The 16,335-nt window shown below is 59.3% G+C and carries 15 protein-coding genes; 9 read left to right on the top strand and 6 right to left on the bottom strand.

The window, feature by feature from the left end; all coding sequences use genetic code 11:
* Positions 1–25: 25 nt before the first annotated feature.
* Positions 26–640, bottom strand: coding sequence for an NAD(P)-dependent oxidoreductase (locus CKW20_RS01705; protein ID WP_095051385.1), 615 nt, complete (start codon positions 638–640; stop codon positions 26–28).
* 216 nt (positions 641–856) lie between these two features.
* Entirely contained in the window at positions 857–1,738 is an 882-nt protein-coding gene (locus tag CKW20_RS01700) for an MBL fold metallo-hydrolase (RefSeq protein ID WP_095051384.1), read from the bottom strand.
* Between the two features lie 114 nt (positions 1,739–1,852).
* On the opposite strand from CKW20_RS01700, the gene CKW20_RS01695 reads away from it, so the two are divergent.
* A complete protein-coding gene (locus tag CKW20_RS01695; protein ID WP_218227986.1) occupies positions 1,853–2,758 on the top strand; it encodes a LysR family transcriptional regulator in 906 nt (301 codons plus the stop codon).
* Between the two features lie 217 nt (positions 2,759–2,975).
* Entirely contained in the window at positions 2,976–3,152 is a 177-nt protein-coding gene (locus CKW20_RS29475; protein ID WP_176466843.1) for a hypothetical protein, read from the top strand.
* Between the two features lie 53 nt (positions 3,153–3,205).
* Here the strand turns inward: CKW20_RS29475 and CKW20_RS01685 are convergent, their stop codons facing one another.
* Entirely contained in the window at positions 3,206–4,117 is a 912-nt protein-coding gene (locus CKW20_RS01685) for a helix-turn-helix domain-containing protein (RefSeq protein ID WP_095051381.1), read from the bottom strand.
* A gap of 178 nt (positions 4,118–4,295) precedes the next feature.
* Here CKW20_RS01685 and pobA point away from each other — a divergent pair, with 178 nt between their 5' ends.
* The gene (gene pobA, locus CKW20_RS01680; protein ID WP_095051380.1) at positions 4,296–5,489 is read left to right on the top strand and encodes a 4-hydroxybenzoate 3-monooxygenase; all 1,194 of its coding nucleotides are present in this window, start codon (positions 4,296–4,298) and stop codon (positions 5,487–5,489) included.
* 78 nt (positions 5,490–5,567) lie between these two features.
* Positions 5,568–7,085 (top strand): MDR family MFS transporter, encoded by a 1,518-nt coding sequence (locus CKW20_RS01675; protein WP_095051379.1) that lies wholly within the window; start codon positions 5,568–5,570, stop codon positions 7,083–7,085.
* 142 nt (positions 7,086–7,227) lie between these two features.
* Here CKW20_RS01675 and CKW20_RS01670 read toward each other — a convergent pair whose 3' ends face one another.
* The 3 genes from CKW20_RS01670 to CKW20_RS01660 all read right to left on the bottom strand — a co-directional run bounded on the left by CKW20_RS01670 (position 7,228) and on the right by CKW20_RS01660 (position 10,163).
* Positions 7,228–8,097, bottom strand: coding sequence for an ATPase (locus CKW20_RS01670; protein WP_176466842.1), 870 nt, complete (start codon positions 8,095–8,097; stop codon positions 7,228–7,230).
* A 118-nt stretch (positions 8,098–8,215) separates the two neighbouring features.
* Positions 8,216–9,208: an NAD(P)-dependent oxidoreductase gene (locus CKW20_RS01665; RefSeq protein ID WP_095051378.1), complete on the bottom strand. Its 993-nt coding sequence runs from the start codon at positions 9,206–9,208 to the stop codon at positions 8,216–8,218.
* 61 nt (positions 9,209–9,269) lie between these two features.
* Entirely contained in the window at positions 9,270–10,163 is an 894-nt protein-coding gene (locus CKW20_RS01660; protein WP_095051377.1) for a LysR family transcriptional regulator ArgP, read from the bottom strand.
* A gap of 96 nt (positions 10,164–10,259) precedes the next feature.
* On the opposite strand from CKW20_RS01660, the gene CKW20_RS01655 reads away from it, so the two are divergent.
* The 5 genes from CKW20_RS01655 (at position 10,260) to CKW20_RS01635 (ending at position 16,106) form a co-directional block, all read left to right on the top strand.
* On the top strand, positions 10,260–10,661 hold the full coding sequence (locus CKW20_RS01655; RefSeq protein WP_095051376.1) for an ACT domain-containing protein: 402 nt from the start codon (positions 10,260–10,262) through the stop codon (positions 10,659–10,661).
* Between the two features lie 5 nt (positions 10,662–10,666).
* Entirely contained in the window at positions 10,667–11,269 is a 603-nt protein-coding gene (locus tag CKW20_RS01650) for a LysE/ArgO family amino acid transporter (RefSeq protein WP_095051375.1), read from the top strand.
* A gap of 175 nt (positions 11,270–11,444) precedes the next feature.
* Positions 11,445–12,041, top strand: coding sequence for a superoxide dismutase (locus CKW20_RS01645; protein ID WP_007898423.1), 597 nt, complete (start codon positions 11,445–11,447; stop codon positions 12,039–12,041).
* A 432-nt stretch (positions 12,042–12,473) separates the two neighbouring features.
* The gene (locus CKW20_RS01640; protein WP_371857386.1) at positions 12,474–14,552 is read left to right on the top strand and encodes a putative bifunctional diguanylate cyclase/phosphodiesterase; all 2,079 of its coding nucleotides are present in this window, start codon (positions 12,474–12,476) and stop codon (positions 14,550–14,552) included.
* 210 nt (positions 14,553–14,762) lie between these two features.
* Complete coding sequence (locus CKW20_RS01635; protein ID WP_095051373.1) at positions 14,763–16,106, top strand: imelysin family protein; 1,344 nt, start codon at positions 14,763–14,765, stop codon at positions 16,104–16,106.
* Positions 16,107–16,335 lie beyond the last annotated feature (229 nt).

Here is a 16,335-nt window from a genome sequence, read left to right as displayed (position 1 = left end):
ACGCTGGCGTGCGGTGTGGCGGGGATCAATACCCGACAGTAAACCGCTGGCGGGAATGCTTCGGCGTTTCCACTTCATCAAGCAGCGCAATCGCGAAGTCAGCAAAGGTAATCCAGCTGCGGCCCTCTGCACTCACCAGCAAATCATCCTTGCCGATTCGAAACGTGCTCGTGCGCTCACCTTCGACGAACTCCGCCGACGGCGACAGGAAGGTCCAGTCCAGCTCCTTTTCCTGACGCAAGGTATTCAGGAACGCGGCTCCGGCGCTGGCCTCGGCCTTGTACTCCTCCGGGAAGCCTTCGCTGTCGATTACACGAGAGCCATTCGGCAGCAACAGCGAACCGGCACCGCCCACTACCAGCAGACGTTTGACCCCGGCCTTCTTCATCGGCTCGATGACCGCGCTGGCGGGGATGGTGGAGAAGTGCGCAGCGCTGATCACCGCATCATGCCCGGCCACGGCGGCTTGCAATGCAGCAGCGTCGAGCACGTCCACATTCTTGCTGACCACACCAGCACGCTGGCCGATTTTCGAGGTGTCGCGGGCGATGGCGGTGACGCTGTGACCGCGACGCAGGGCTTCTTCCAACAGCTGGCTACCGGCACGACCGGTGGCACCGATGATTGCAATTTTGCTCATGACGTTTCTCCAGTTGGCTTGGGTGAATCGGTATAGGTGTGACATGGGGCTTTTTGTGGCGAGGGGGCAATTTAGACGCAGAACCTGTAGGAGCGAGGCTTGCCCGCGAAGAATGCACCGCGGTTTTTTCAGGTATTACGCGTCATCGTTCTTCGCGGGCAAGCCTCGCTCCTACAGGACTTTCGTCGTCCCCCCTCGCCACAAAATCTCAGCAGATCACCACTTCATCTCGCCCTTGGCGACTTTGGCGCTCAGCTCGAGCGAACTTTCTTCGCCCAGGGTCGGGTAGTGTTTTTTCATTGCGCCGATCAGTTCGGCAGCGTCTTTCGCCTTGGCGGTTTCTTCGTCGAAAGCCTTGATGTAATCGGCAGTGAACTTCACCGCCGCCAAAGAGCGAGCGCTCTCACCGAGGTAGTGACCCGGCACGATGGTGTTCGGTTTCAGCGCTTCGATCGCTTGCAATGTCGTCAGCCAATCGGCATGGGATTGCGGTGTCTGGGTGTCGGCCATCCACACGTGAATGTTTTCCGCGACCACCACGCCACCGACCACTGCCTTGATCGACGGGATCCACACAAAGCTGCGATCCGGCTGCTTGCCGTCCAGGCCGATCACCTGCAATTTCTGCCCTTCCAGCATCAGGCTGTCGCCCTTGAGCACCTGCGGCACGATGGTTTTGTTCGGCACGTCGGCGCCCATTTTCGGGCCCCAGAATGCCAGTTTGCCGTCGACGGTTTTTTTGATGTGATCAACCGTCGGTTGCGAGGCCAGCACCTTGGCTTTCGGGAACGCTTTGGTCACGGTATCAAGACCGAAGTAATAATCCGGGTCACCGTGGCTGATGTAGATGGTGGTCAGTTGCTTGCCGCTGGCGTGGATTTTTTCCACCACTTGTTCGGCCTGGGCTTTGCCGAATTGCGCGTCGACCAGAATCGCTTCTTTCTCGCCGCTGACCAGCACCGAGGTCACCGGGAAGATCGCATTGGTGCCAGGGTTGTAGACGTCCAGCGTCAGGGTGGACGCCGCCGCGGCGTGGGCCGCGAAGCCGAGGGTGGCGGTTGCCAGAAGAATGCGTTTGATTGAAGTGAAGCCGATCATCTGTTGCTCCGTTGTCCGAATGCCATGCTTGGCGATGGGACAGAGCTTAGTTGCCTGGTTCGATACAAAAAATGCGATGCTTGAACATAGTTTGTTTCTGAAAGCGGGCAAATCATGGATCGTCTACAAGCAATGCGGGTGTTCGTCACGGTGGTCGACCTCGGTAGCCAATCGGCCGCCGCCGATCACCTGGACCTGTCGCGGCCGGTGGTTTCACGCTATCTGGCGGAGCTGGAAGATTGGGTCGGCGCGCGCCTGATGCACCGCACCACGCGCAAATTGAGCCTGACCGCCGCCGGCAGTGAGATTCTGCCTCGCTGTCGGCAGATGCTCGATTTGTCCACCGACATGCAGGCCGCCGTCAGTGAACCGGACGACGCACCGCGAGGCCTGCTGCGGATCAGCGTCAGCACCTCGTTCGGTCAGGCGCAACTGGCGGATGCCATGGCGGCTTACGTCAAGCGTTACCCCGGCGTCAGCATCGATATGCAAATGCTCGACCGCACGGTGAATCTGGTGGATGAACGCATCGACCTGGCCATCCGCACCAGCAACGACCTGGACCCGAACCTGATCGCCCGAAGGCTGACGGTCTGCCGCTCAGTGATCTGCGCCGCCCCCGCTTACCTGCGCGAACACCCGACGCCGCAACGGGTCGAGGACCTGAGCCTGCACAATTGCCTGACCCACTCCTACTTCGGCAAAAGCCTCTGGCACTTCGAACAGGGCGGCGAGCCCGTCTCGGTGCCGGTGCAGGGCAACATCAGCGCCAACGAAGCCAGCACGCTGTTACGCGCGACGATGGCCGGAGCCGGCGTGGCGATGCTGCCCAGCTATCAGGCGGGTGTGCATATCCACAGCGGTGAACTGATTCGTCTGCTGCCCCAGGCCGAGCCCCGGCAGATGAACGTCTACGCGGTGTATGCCTCACGCAAACACATGCCGGCGGCGTTGCGCAGCATGCTGGATTTTCTGGTGCTCAGATTTCCTGAAGAACCGGAGTGGGATGTAGGCCTGTAAACACATCCCCCTGTAGGAGCTGGCTTGCCAGCGAAAGCGATGGGTCAGTCAGCACATATGCAAAATGTGACCATGCCTTCGCTGGCAAGCCAGCTCCTACAGGGATATCAGTGTTCTGAATATCGCGTTAACCGCGAAACCGGACTTGCTGGCAACTCGTCCGCGCTGACCTATGCTCAAAGCAGTACCGAAAGGTATTCGTTCAGAGGTCAACGCCATGAACATCAAAACAAGAAGATACCTCGCCATTTTCATCACTTGCGCGGCGACGCTGGCGCTGTATGGCACGGCCGCCTGGCGTGTCGAGCAGTTGCGACAAGTTCCCCGTGAATTCGCGAGCTGCAACTTCGAGCGCTGTATGCCCCACAACGCGACCCTCAACGCCCTCCGGTAATGAAGGGGTTCAAAGCGCGCTTTCCTACATGTCCGATTTAAAGCATTAGGGGTTCAGGCCTTGCTATCCTGATCGGCATGGTCCTGATCGGCTTTCAAGCGGTCGCGAAAAGCTTTGGGCGAAATCCCCACTCGGCGTCGGAACAGGCGTGTGAAGTTGGTCGGATCGGAAAACCCCAACACGTCAGACATTTCATAAATGGTCATGCTGGTGTAGGTCAGCAAGCGCTTGGCCTCCAGCAATTGACGCTCATGCATGATCTGCAACGCCGGTTGCCCCGCCAGTTCACGGCACGTGCCGTTGAGGTGGGACACGGAAATTCCCAGCCGATGAGCCAGGTCCTCGACCTTGACGTGCTGGCGATAGGTCTCCTCCACCAGCTGAATAAAACCGTTGAGGTATTCCCGGGCCCGCTGTGGGCGCTGAGTGGCGGTTTGGCGCTGAATCACCTGACGGCTGACCCACACCATGATCACGCTGACCAGCGAATGCATGAGCATTTCCCGCGCCGGTTGATGACCTGTGTACTCGCTTTGCAGCGCTGAAAACAGGCTGTTGAGGTACTCGCTGTCCTTGCCCGCCGGGTAGCTTTCGGTCTGTGCCAGAGCGTTCACCGAATGGCCCAGTTGCGCTTGCAGGTGGGTGATCAGCGGCGCGGCCAGCGTGACGACGAACCCTTCGACGTCCTCGGAAAACCGATAACCATGCACCGATAACGGCGGCAGAATCAGGATGGCCGGCTCAGTCAATCGTGAGCGTTTACCTTCGATCTCAAGCTCCGCCTGACCTTTGAAGACGAAGAGCAACTGACACAAATCGGCGTGGCGGTGGGGTTTGATTTCCCATTGATGTTCGCGGCTGCGCTTGGAAATGGTTTCACAGTGCAACAAGTCAGGGGTCGGCCAGTCCAGGCTTTCACCGTAGAGTTTGAACACCGGAATCGATGGCAGGTCAGGCTTGTTCATCACTTCAATCCAGGCCTCGAGGGTAACGGGCGATAATCGCACCGATTGGCAGAATGTACAGGTATCGGCTCAGTTTTCCCCTTCAATTGACAGACTCGCAAGTGAAAAATGCAAGTACTCGATCCATAAAAATCATTCACCGGCCTTGGTCGCGTGGAGCTTGCGAGTCATAAAAACAATGAAAACGCTAAAAACCCAAGTCGCGATCATCGGTGCCGGCCCCTCTGGTTTGCTACTCGGCCAATTGCTGCATAACGCCGGCATCGACACCCTGATCCTCGAACGCCAGCCCCCGGACTACGTGCTCGGACGCATCCGCGCCGGTGTCCTCGAACAAGGCATGGTAGAGCTGTTGCGTCAGGCCGGGGTGGGGCAGCGCATGGACGCCGAAGGGCTGGTCCATACAGGCTTCGAACTGGCCCTCGACGGGCGCCGGGTGCATATCGATCTGCAGGCGCTCACTGGCGGCAAAACCGTAACAATCTATGGCCAGACTGAGGTCACCCGCGACCTGATGGCCGCCCGTCGGGACGCAGGCGCGCAGACGATTTATGAAGCCGGCAACGTCATCCCCCACGGCATGAAAACCGCTGAACCCTTTGTCACCTTCGACAAGGACGGTGAAACGTATCGACTCGATTGTGACTACATCGCCGGTTGCGACGGTTTCCATGGCGTGGCGCGGCAGTCGATCCCTGCCGACTGCCTGAAAGTGTTCGAGCGGGTTTATCCGTTCGGCTGGCTGGGGATTCTCGCCGACACGCCGCCAGTGCATGAGGAGTTGGTTTATGCACGGCATGAACGGGGTTTTGCGCTGTGCAGCATGCGTTCGCCGACACGCACCCGTTATTACCTTCAGGTTCCGGCACAGGACAAAGTCGAAGACTGGTCCGATCAGCGCTTCTGGGATGAACTCAAATCCCGTCTGCCGACTGCCCTCGCCGCCTCTCTGGTGACCGGCCCGTCGATCGAAAAAAGCATCGCGCCGCTGCGCAGTTTCGTGGTTGAGCCGATGCAGTACGGGCGGATGTTCCTGGTCGGCGACGCCGCGCACATCGTCCCGCCCACCGGTGCCAAGGGTTTGAACCTGGCCGCCAGCGACGTCAGTACGTTGTTCAATATTCTGCTGAAGGTTTACCGCGAAGGCCGTATGGATTTGCTGGAGAAGTATTCCGAGGTCTGCTTGAGGCGGGTGTGGAAAGCCGAGCGGTTTTCCTGGTGGATGACCTCGATGTTGCATCGCTTCGATGAGCACGACGCGTTCAGCCAGCGCATCAGCGAATCGGAGCTGGCCTATTTCCTGGACTCCGAGGCGGGTCGAAAAACCATTGCCGAAAATTACGTCGGGCTTCCATACGAGGCTATCGAATAGCCTCCTACCGATCTACACTGGCGAGCATCCCGCTCGCCTTGCCTGCTGCGGGTCCATTACTGCCCGCAGGTTTTACCCGTGACTAATCTCAACCAGCCTGAAACGCCCAAACCGGCTATTCGCAGCGTTCTTATTGCCCTGATGCTGGCGATCTTTCTGGGCGCGCTGGACCAGACCATCGTCGCCGTATCGATGCCGGCCATTTCCGCGCAATTCAAGGATGTCAGCCTGCTGGCCTGGGTGATTTCCGGGTACATGGTGGCGATGACCGTAGCGGTGCCGATCTACGGCAAACTCGGCGATCTGTATGGGCGCCGCAAATTGATGCTGTTCGGCATGGGCGTGTTCACCCTCGCGTCATTGTTCTGCGGCATGGCGCAAAGCATGGAGCAATTGGTGCTGGCGCGGATCCTCCAGGGCATTGGCGCCGGCGGGATGATTTCGGTGAGCCAGGCAATCATCGGCGATATCGTTCCACCCCGCGAACGCGGTCGCTATCAGGGTTACTTCAGCAGCATGTACGCGGTGGCCAGCGTGGCCGGCCCGGTTCTCGGTGGCTACATGACCGAATACCTGTCCTGGCGCGGGGTATTCCTGATCAACCTGCCATTGGGCCTGGGTGCCTGGCTGGTGGCCCACCGCACGCTGGTGGGTTTGCCCGTGCCGCAGCGCAAGCCGATCATCGACTACTTCGGCACATTGCTGATGATCATTGGCCTGACGGCGTTACTGCTAGGCATTACTCAGGTTGGCCAGGGCTATTCGTGGCGCAGCACCGAAGTGTCGGGTTTGCTCGGTTGTGCAGTGGTGGTGCTGGCCGTGTTCGTCTCGCATGAACGGCGGGCGCGGGAACCGTTGCTGCCGATGCATTTGTTCGCCAACCGCAGTGCGATCCTTTGCTGGTGCACGATTTTTTTCACCAGTTTCCAGGCGATTTCCCTGATCGTGCTGATGCCGTTGCGCTTCCAGAGCGTCACCGGCGCCGGGGCCGACAGCGCCGCGTTGCATCTGTTGCCGCTGGCCATGGGCTTACCGATAGGCGCGTATTTCGCCGGACGCCAGACCTCGGTGACCGGTCGTTACAAACCGATGATCCTGACCGGCGCCCTGCTCATGCCGTTCTCGATTCTCGGCATGGCGTTCAGTGAGCCTCAGGCGTTTGTGCTGAGCAGCCTGTTCATGTTGCTCAGCGGCATCGCCAGCGGCATGCAGTTCCCGACTTCGTTGGTGGGCACGCAAAACTCGGTGGAACAACGGGACATCGGCGTTGCCACCAGCACCACCAATCTGTTCCGCTCTCTGGGCGGTGCAGTGGGCGTGGCGTTGATGTCGGCGCTGCTGCTGGCGTTGTTACAGGATTCGAGTTTCGCGCACCTGGCGGGGTCGTCGCTGATTGCCGAGGGCCGTTCGGGGAATGTCTTGCTCGATGGTTTGAACGCCGCACCGGGGGATGCACAAAACGCCCTGCGCGCTGAGCTGCTGCTGACCTTCCGGCATTTGCTGATGGTCAGCGCGGCGGTGTCGCTGCTGGGGCTGGCGGCGGCGATTGCCATGCCGAACAGGGTGTTGCGGGGGCGGGAGGACACGGTTCGCTAACCCCTCCGACCGATCGTTCCCACGCTCTGCGTGGGAACGCCTCAAGGGACGCTCCGCGTTCCAATGGGACGCAGAGCGTCCCGGGCTGCATTCACACGCAGAGCGTGGGAACGATCAACCACACCTCCATCCCTACATCGGGCTATTGAGGCCGGGTGCGCAGCTGTTGCTGCAGATTCTGAATCTGCGCCTGCAGGGTGTTGATGTTGCGGGTGACCTGGCCGCGGAAGGCGTCGAACTCGGCGGTGTTGGTCCCACCTTGTGCGCCGGCCGGGCGGTTGTCCTGTTGGCTTTTGAGCACGATCATGTCTTGCTCCAGGCGCTCGATAGCGGCGCTCGGGTTGCCTTGTTTCTTCAGCGCGACGATGTCAGCGCCCAGGCTCTTGAGTTGGGCGTCGAAGTTGCTGGTATCGTCCGACGCATTCTTCAACGCGGCCAGTTCGCCGCTCAAGGCTTTGACCTGGGCCTGCAACTGAGCATTGGCGGTTTGTTGTTCGGTGGCTTGCGCGGTCATTTGCGCCAGGCGCTTGTCCAGCTCGGAGGTCTGGCCGAGTACGCCTTGCTGCTGTTTGCTCTGGTCCTGAAGCTTGCTTTCCAGCTGTTTGCTCTGGTCCTGGAGTTTGCCTTCCAGCTGTTTGATTTGCAGCTTCAACGCTTCACTGCCGGTGTTGACGTTGGACTGGCTGGCCACGACCTTGCCGGAAATGTCCTGCAAGCGCCCCGCCGCTTCCTCACTGATGCGCGCGAAACTTTCCTGGGTCGCCACCAGTTGCTGCTCCATCAGGGAGATCTGCTGAAAACTCCACCAGGCAAGGCCCGCAAAGGCAAAGAACAACGCGCCGACCAATGCCCACAGAGGGCCAGTGCTCGGGCCTTTGACCTTGACCACCGGTGTGGTGCGCGAATGCACGGAAGTGCGAGCGGTAGTCGGAAAATCATCGTCATCGAGGCTGTCGGCGCGCAGGCTCGGGACATCGTCGAAGTCGTCGTTGGCATCGTTACGCATGGGCATTAGGGTCAACCTTTGTGGAACGCGGTGATGGCTTGATGCGGCGAAGTATAACCCCCCGCTGCCGCACTGGTTGACCCTGAACCCCGAACTCGGTTCAGTAACGGGCCGCCCTTGTGTGTCAGCGAATGTCCTGAGCCTTCCACCAGCCGCAGAATTCATCGAGGGCGGTCCAGAGGCTGACTTTCGGATCGTAGTCCAGATAATGCCGTGCGCGACTGATGTCCAGGGTGAAGTTTTTGTTCATGACCTGCATGCCCAGCCGCGACAGGGTCGGCTCGGGACGCCCAGGCCACAGCTTGCACACGCCCTCGTTGAGCGCGGCAAGGCTGTAGGCCAAACCGTAGGAACGGTAACGGGTAACCTGTGGGACATCCATTTGGCGCATCACGTAATTGACCACATCCCACAACGGAACCGGCGCTCCGTTGCTGATGTTGTAGGCCTTGCCCAAGGCCGAACCGCTGGCCAGCAAGCTGCTGAGCAACGCTTCATTGAGGTTTTGCACGCTGGTGAAATCGACCTTGTTCAGGCCATTGCCGATAATCGCCAACCGCCCTTTGCGCTGCATTTTCAGCAATCTCGGGAAAATACTCATATCGCCGGCGCCCGTCACGAAACGCGGACGCAGGGCCAGGGTTTCGAGGCCGAATTCCTGCGCACCGAAGACTTTTTGCTCGGCCAGGTATTTGGTCGCCGCATAGGGATGCTTGAAGCGCTTGGGCACCTGATCTTCGGTCAACCCCAAATGATCGCGGCCATCGAAGTAGATCGACGGTGACGACAAGTGCACCAGGCGCCGAACCCGCTGTTTCAGACAGGCTTCGACTACATTCTCGGTGACTTCGACGTTGCCTTGATAAAAGTCCTGATACCGCCCCCACAAACCCACCGCACCGGCGCAATGCACCACGGCTTCAACGTCTGAACACAGGTCGCGCGCCAGTTGCGGATCACTCAAGTCGCCCTGAATGAACTCGGCGCCACGGCGCACCAGATGCTCGACGCTCTCGGCCCGGCGACCGTTGACCCGCACGTCCAGGCCCTGCTCCAGGGCGAAACGCGCAAAGCGTCCGCCAATGAAGCCGCTTGCGCCGGTGACCAGAATCTTCATGAATTGCTCCGAATATTTCGTTTTGCATATTGCGTAGGGCGTGAGGTCTTGACGCTGCCCGTCAGTCCAACGGCACCAGCCATTGCTTCGACGAGCGCACCAATTGATCGGTGAGTAACCCCAACAGCTGACCGCCATTGCGCCAATGATGCCAGTACAGCGGCACATCGATCGGCTTATCTGGCAAAAGCTCCTGCAGGATTCCGCGCTCAAGTTGCTCGCGCACCTGCAATTCAGGCACCAGGCCCCAGCCAAGCCCTGCTTCCGTGAGACGAAGAAACCCTTCGGACGATGGGCATAAATGGTGTTCAAAACCGCCGTCCACACCGAGGGATGCGAGGTAACGATGCTGTAGGAAATCGTCCGGGCCAAACACCAGGGCCGGGGTTTTGGCCAACTGATCGGCGCGCACACCATCGGGAAAATGCCGTGCAATGAACGCCGGGCTCGCCATCGCACGGTAGCGCATCGCCCCCAACAGAACGCTGCGCGCGCCGGCCACCGGCCGTTCACTGGCGCAGACACACCCCGCCACTTCGCCTGCGCGCATGCGTTTGAGGCCGACGGTCTGATCTTCTACCACCAAGTCGAGCAACAGATGTTGTTCCGCGCAAAAGTCCCCCACCGCCTCGGCCCACCACGTGGCAAGACTGTCGGCATTCAGCGCGATACGCAGGCGTTCCGGCAGGCCTTCTTCGTCCAGCGCCGGCACCAGAGTTTGCAAATCACGTTCAAGCAATCGCACTTGCTGCACATGGTTAAGCAATCGCCGGCCAATCTCCGTCGGCGCCGGGGGAGTGACCCGTACCAACACCGGTTGGCCGACCCGCGCCTCCAGCAGTTTGATGCGCTGGGAGATGGCCGATTGGGACAACCCCAACACCTGCGCGGCGCGTTCGAATCCGGCCTGCTCGATTACAGCGGCGAGCGCGGAAAGTAATTTGTAGTCGAACATCAGTTTTCCTAATGGGCGATCAGTACTATTGGTTTTTCTTATACAGCCTTCAACCGGAGAATGGCCAGCAAGAACTCTTGAACAAGGATCACCGACATGGCTGGCGAAACGTCATTGGCAACCCTGCTGCGCAGCATGCGCCCGCAACTCAACGACGGCGAATACGTGTTCTGTACGTTGCGCGACGGCAAGTTGCCCCAGGGCCTTGAGATTGTTGGCAGTTTTCGCGAGCGGGAAGGTCTGACGGTGATTCTGCAACGTTCCCACGCTGAGAAAGCCGGTTTCAGCTTCGACTACGTCGCCGCATGGATCACCTTGAACGTGCACTCGGCCCTCGAAGCCGTCGGCCTGACCGCCGCGTTCGCCACGGCATTGGGCCAGGCCGGCATCAGTTGCAACGTAATCGCCGGCTATTACCACGACCATTTGTTCGTCGGCCAGGCCGATGCCGAACGCGCCCTGCAGGTACTGCGGGATCTGGCGTCCAACGCGGAGTAAAACGTATGTGGCAAAGCTATGTGAACGGCCTGTTGGTGGCCGCGGGGCTGATCATGGCGATCGGCACCCAGAATGCGTTTGTGCTGGCGCAGAGCCTTCGGCGTGAACATCACCTGCCGGTGGCGGCGCTCTGCGTCACCTGCGATGCGTTGCTGGTGGCCGCCGGGGTATTCGGCCTGGCGACGGTGCTGGCGCAAAACCCGACCCTGCTGGCCATCGCCCGTTGGGGTGGCGCGGCGTTTTTGATCTGGTATGGCAGCCTGGCGCTGCGTCGGGCCTGCACGAAACAAAGTCTGCAACAGGGTGAAAATCAGACGGTACGTTCACTGCGGGCGGTGCTGCTCAGTGCATTGGCGGTGACGCTGCTCAACCCGCACGTTTATCTGGACACCGTGTTGCTGATCGGCTCCCTCGGCGCACAACAAACCGAACCCGGTGCTTATGTCGTGGGCGCGGCCAGTGCGTCATTGTTGTGGTTTTTCACTTTAGCCCTTGGTGCGGCATGGCTCGCACCATGGCTGGCACGGCCAAGCACCTGGCGAATCCTCGATCTGTTGGTCGCCGTCATGATGTTCGCTGTGGCCTTTCAATTAATCGCGGCTGGCTGATTATTCCAAAAGGCTCTGGAACCTCTATTCCACACAGTTGTTGCGTGGTTATGCCGCACCCCCGGTGCTATGATCCGATCCCTGCGCCGCAAAGAGTACAAACTCCCCGGCGCATGTCTGGCCGCCCGTGATCGGCCTTGCGCTCACCGCAACTGACCTGATTAGGAGAATCATCATGGCTTTCGAATTGCCGCCGCTGCCTTACGCACACGATGCCCTGCAGCCGCACATTTCAGAGGAAACTCTGCAATACCACCACGACAAGCACCACAACACCTACGTCGTGAACCTGAACAACCTGGTGCCAGGCACCGAGTTCGAAGGCAAGACCCTGGAAGAAATCGTCAAGACTTCCTCGGGCGGTATCTTCAACAACGCCGCTCAGGTCTGGAACCACACTTTCTATTGGAACTGCCTGGCGCCAAACGCTGGCGGTCAACCAACCGGCGCGCTGGCTGATGCCATCAACGCAGCGTTCGGTTCGTTCGACAAGTTCAAGGAAGAGTTCAGCAAAACCTCCATCGGCACCTTCGGTTCCGGTTGGGGCTGGCTGGTGAAAAAAGCTGACGGTTCCCTGGCCCTGGCCAGCACCATCGGCGCCGGCAACCCGCTGACCAGCGGCGACACCCCGCTGCTGACCTGCGACGTCTGGGAACACGCTTACTACATCGACTACCGCAACCTTCGTCCGAAGTACGTCGAAGCGTTCTGGAACCTGGTCAACTGGAAATTCGTGGCTGAGCAGTTCGAAGGCAAAACCTTCACTGCTTAAGCTTCGCGCCAGTCAAGAAACCCGGCTTTTGCCGGGTTTTTTTATGGGCTGGGGAAATGGGTACATCCCTGTAGGAGGGAGCTCCTACAGGAATTTCGCTTAACTGACTGGCATAAAGGCTTGCCCGCGAAGAACGATAACGCGGTCCATACCCTTTCATAATTGAATTGGGAGGCGTCCATTAAAAATTAGGGCGTTTTCCCACAACGCGAGTGGCGTTCGCCCTCTTGCCCCCACATCACAGCCGTCTAACATCAACTACAAGGAAAAATTGTCCCGATCCCCTCAAGTTGAGGGCCCCAACAACCGACACAGTGTTAATAGGGCAAATACTCCAAACAACAGCATATCCGCCAAGCTACAGGCAAAACCCCTAGGCTTGATTGTCTCTTTGACTGACATCACGGGATTGCCAATACTCACGGCAACTTGATGCTACCGCACGGAACAAGGAATAACCCTTTGAAGCTGGAACTCAAGAACAGCTTGTCGGTGAAGTTGCTCCGGGTCGTGCTCCTGTCGGCATTGATCGTCGGCGTGGTCTTGAGCTGCGCGCAGATCGTTTTCGATGCCTATAAAACACGCCAGGCCGTGGCCAACGATGCTCAGCGCATCCTCGATATGTTCCGTGACCCCTCGACCCAGGCCGTCTACAGCCTGGACCGGGAAATGGGTATGCAGGTGATCGAAGGCCTGTTTCAGGACGACGCCGTACGCATGGCCTCCATCGGCCACCCCCACGAAGCCATGCTCGCGCAAAAATCTCGCGAGCTGCAGCACTCCCACAGTCGCTGGCTGACCGACCTGATCCTCGGTAAGGAGCGCACGTTCACCACCCAACTGGTAGGCCGCGGCCCTTACAGCGAGTACTACGGCGACCTGAGCATCACGCTCGACACCGCTACCTATGGCCAGGGTTTCATCGTCAGTTCGGTGATCATCTTCATCTCTGGCGTATTGCGCGCCCTGGCCATGGCCCTGGTGCTGTATCTGGTCTATCACTGGCTGCTGACGAAACCGTTGTCGCGGATTATCGAACACCTGACTGAAATCAACCCGGACCGACCCAGCGCCCACAAGATTCCGCAGCTCAAGGGTCATGAAAAAAATGAGTTGGGCGTCTGGATCAACACCGCCAATCAGTTGCTCGAATCCATCGAGCGCAACACTCATCTGCGCCACGAAGCGGAAAACAGCCTGCTGCGCATGGCCCAGTACGACTTCCTCACCGGTTTGCCGAACCGCCAGCAATTGCAGCTACAACTGGACAAAATTCTCATCGATGCCGGTAAATTGCAGCGTCGGGTCGCGGTGCTGTGTGTCGGGCTCGATGACTTCAAAGGCATCAACGAACAGTTCAGTTATCAGACCGGCGACCAATTGCTGCTGGCCCTGGCCGATCGCCTGCGGGCTCACAGCGGTCGCCTTGGCGCCCTCGCCCGTTTGGGGGGCGACCAGTTTGCACTGGTCCAGGCTGATATCGAACAACCCTATGAAGCGGCCGAACTGGCCCAAAGCATTCTCGATGATCTGGAAGCGGCGTTCGCCCTCGATCATCAGGAAATTCGCCTGCGCGCCACCATTGGCATCACCCTGTTCCCCGAGGACGGTGACAGCACCGAGAAGTTGCTGCAAAAAGCCGAGCAGACCATGACCCTGGCCAAAACGCGCTCGCGCAACCGCTATCAGTTCTATATCGCCAGCGTCGATACCGAGATGCGGCGGCGTCGCGAGCTGGAGAAAGACCTGCGCGATGCCTTGATCCGCGATCAGTTCTACCTCGTTTATCAGCCGCAGATCAGCTACCGCGATCATTGCGTGGTGGGCGTCGAGGCCTTGATTCGCTGGCAGCATCCCGAACACGGGCTGGTACCGCCAGACCTGTTCATCCCACTGGCCGAGCAGAACGGCACCATCATCGCCATCGGCGAGTGGGTGCTGGATCAGGCCTGCAAACAATTGCGCGAATGGCACGATCAGGGTTTCGACCTGCGCATGGCGGTGAACCTGTCCACCGTGCAATTGCACCACGCCGAGTTGCCGCGGGTGGTCAATAACTTGCTGCAGATGTATCGCCTGCCACCGCGCAGCCTGGAGCTGGAAGTCACCGAAACCGGCCTGATGGAAGACATCAGCACCGCAGCCCAGCACTTGTTGAGCCTGCGTCGCTCCGGCGCGCTGATCGCCATCGACGACTTCGGCACCGGTTATTCATCACTGAGCTATTTGAAAAGCCTGCCGCTGGACAAGATCAAGATCGACAAGAGCTTCGTTCAGGACCTGCTCGATGACGATGACGATGCGACCATCGTTCGGGCCATCATCCAGCTGGGCAAGAGCTTGGGCATGCAAGTGATTGCCGAGGGCGTGGAAACCGCCGAGCAAGAGGCCTACATCATCTCCGAAGGCTGCCATGAAGGTCAGGGCTACTATTACAGCAAACCGCTGCCGGCACGGGAATTGAGCGCCTATCTCAAACAGGCGCAGCGCAGTAACGCAGTTATTTTGTAGAAGATCAAAAGATCGCAGCCTCGTATCACTCGTGTAGGAGCTGTCGAGTGAAACGAGGCTGCGATCTTTTGATCTACGACACAACTCCCGCGCGAATAAGAAATATTTACAAGCACAACCCTTTACACATAATGCGAAAGATTTGCATTATGTCGCAGTTTTGCGCGCCCTCCACGCGCGTCCATCAATCACCGAAGCAGGATGTTCGCCATGATTCGTATGCCTCTGGCCACCGCCAGTCTGCTGGCCATCGCTATTTCCCTCGCCGGTTGCGGCGAAGGTAAAGACAAGGCTGCCGCTCCACAAGCGCCGACCCCGGCCGCCAGCACCGCTGCCCCGGCTGCGCCTGCTGCTACTGGTAAAATCGATGAAGCCGCCGCCAAGGCTGTGGTTGCGCACTACGCCGACATCGTCTTCGCCGTTTACAGCGACGCCGAATCCACTGCAAAAACCCTGCAAACCGCCGTCGACGCGTTCCTGGCCAAGCCGAACGCCGATACGCTGAAAGCCGCCAAGGCTGCCTGGGTCGCGGCCCGCGTACCTTACCTGCAGAGCGAAGTGTTCCGCTTCGGCAACACCATCATCGACGACTGGGAAGGTCAGGTGAACGCCTGGCCACTGGACGAAGGCCTGATCGACTACGTCGACAAATCCTACGAACACGCACTGGGTAACCCGGGCGCCACCGCCAACATCATCGCCAACACCCAGGTTCAGGTCGGTGAAGACAAGGTCGACGTGAAAGACATCACCCCGGAAAAACTCGCCAGCCTGAACGAGCTGGGCGGTTCCGAGGCCAATGTCGCCACCGGCTACCACGCCATCGAATTCCTGCTCTGGGGCCAAGACCTGAACGGCACCGGCCCTGGCGCCGGCAACCGTCCGGCTTCCGACTTCCTGGAAGGCAAAGGCGCTACCGGCGGTCACAACGATCGTCGTCGCGCTTACCTGAAATCCGTGACCCAATTGCTGGTCAACGATCTGCAAGAAATGGTCGGTAACTGGAAGCCGAACGTGGCCGACAACTACCGCGCCACCCTGGAAGCGGAACCGGCTGAAACCGGCCTGCGCAAAATGCTGTTCGGCATGGGCAGCCTGTCCTTGGGCGAACTGGCGGGCGAGCGCATGAAGGTTTCCCTGGAAGCCAACTCCCCGGAAGACGAACACGACTGCTTCAGCGACAACACCCACAACTCGCAGTTCTACGATGCCAAAGGCGTGCGTAACGTGTACCTGGGCGAATACACCCGCGTAGACGGCAGCAAAATGACCGGTGCGAGCCTGTCGTCCCTGGTGGCCAAAGCCGACTCGGCGGCCGACACCGCGCTGAAAGCCGACCTGGCTGCGACCGAAGCCAAGATGCAGGTCATCGTCGATCACGCCAACAAGGGTGAGCACTACGACCAACTGATCGCTGCGGGTAACACTGCTGGCAACCAGATCGTGCGCGATGCCATCGCCTCGCTGGTCAAGCAGACCGGTTCGATCGAAGCAGCCGCCGGCAAACTGGGCATCAGCGACCTGAACCCGGACAACGCTGATCACGAGTTCTGATCAACGCTGGCTGTAGGAGCGAGGCTTGCCCGCGAAGGCGGCGTCACCTTCAACGTGGTAGGTGACTGACACACCGCTTTCGCGAGCAAGCTTCGCTCCTACAGGTGACTGTGGCCAATCTGTGGGAGCGTGGTTTACCCGCGATGGCCGCGCCTCGGTTTCCAGCGAAAAACCTGCCTCAAATCAACCAAACGATAATTCCTCTTATTCAAACTCCCCTGCCCTGTTA

Origin of the sequence: Pseudomonas sp. Irchel s3b2, from assembly GCF_900187445.1 — a bacterium.
Classification (GTDB): domain Bacteria; phylum Pseudomonadota; class Gammaproteobacteria; order Pseudomonadales; family Pseudomonadaceae; genus Aquipseudomonas.
This window is presented reverse-complemented; position numbering and strand designations above follow the sequence as displayed.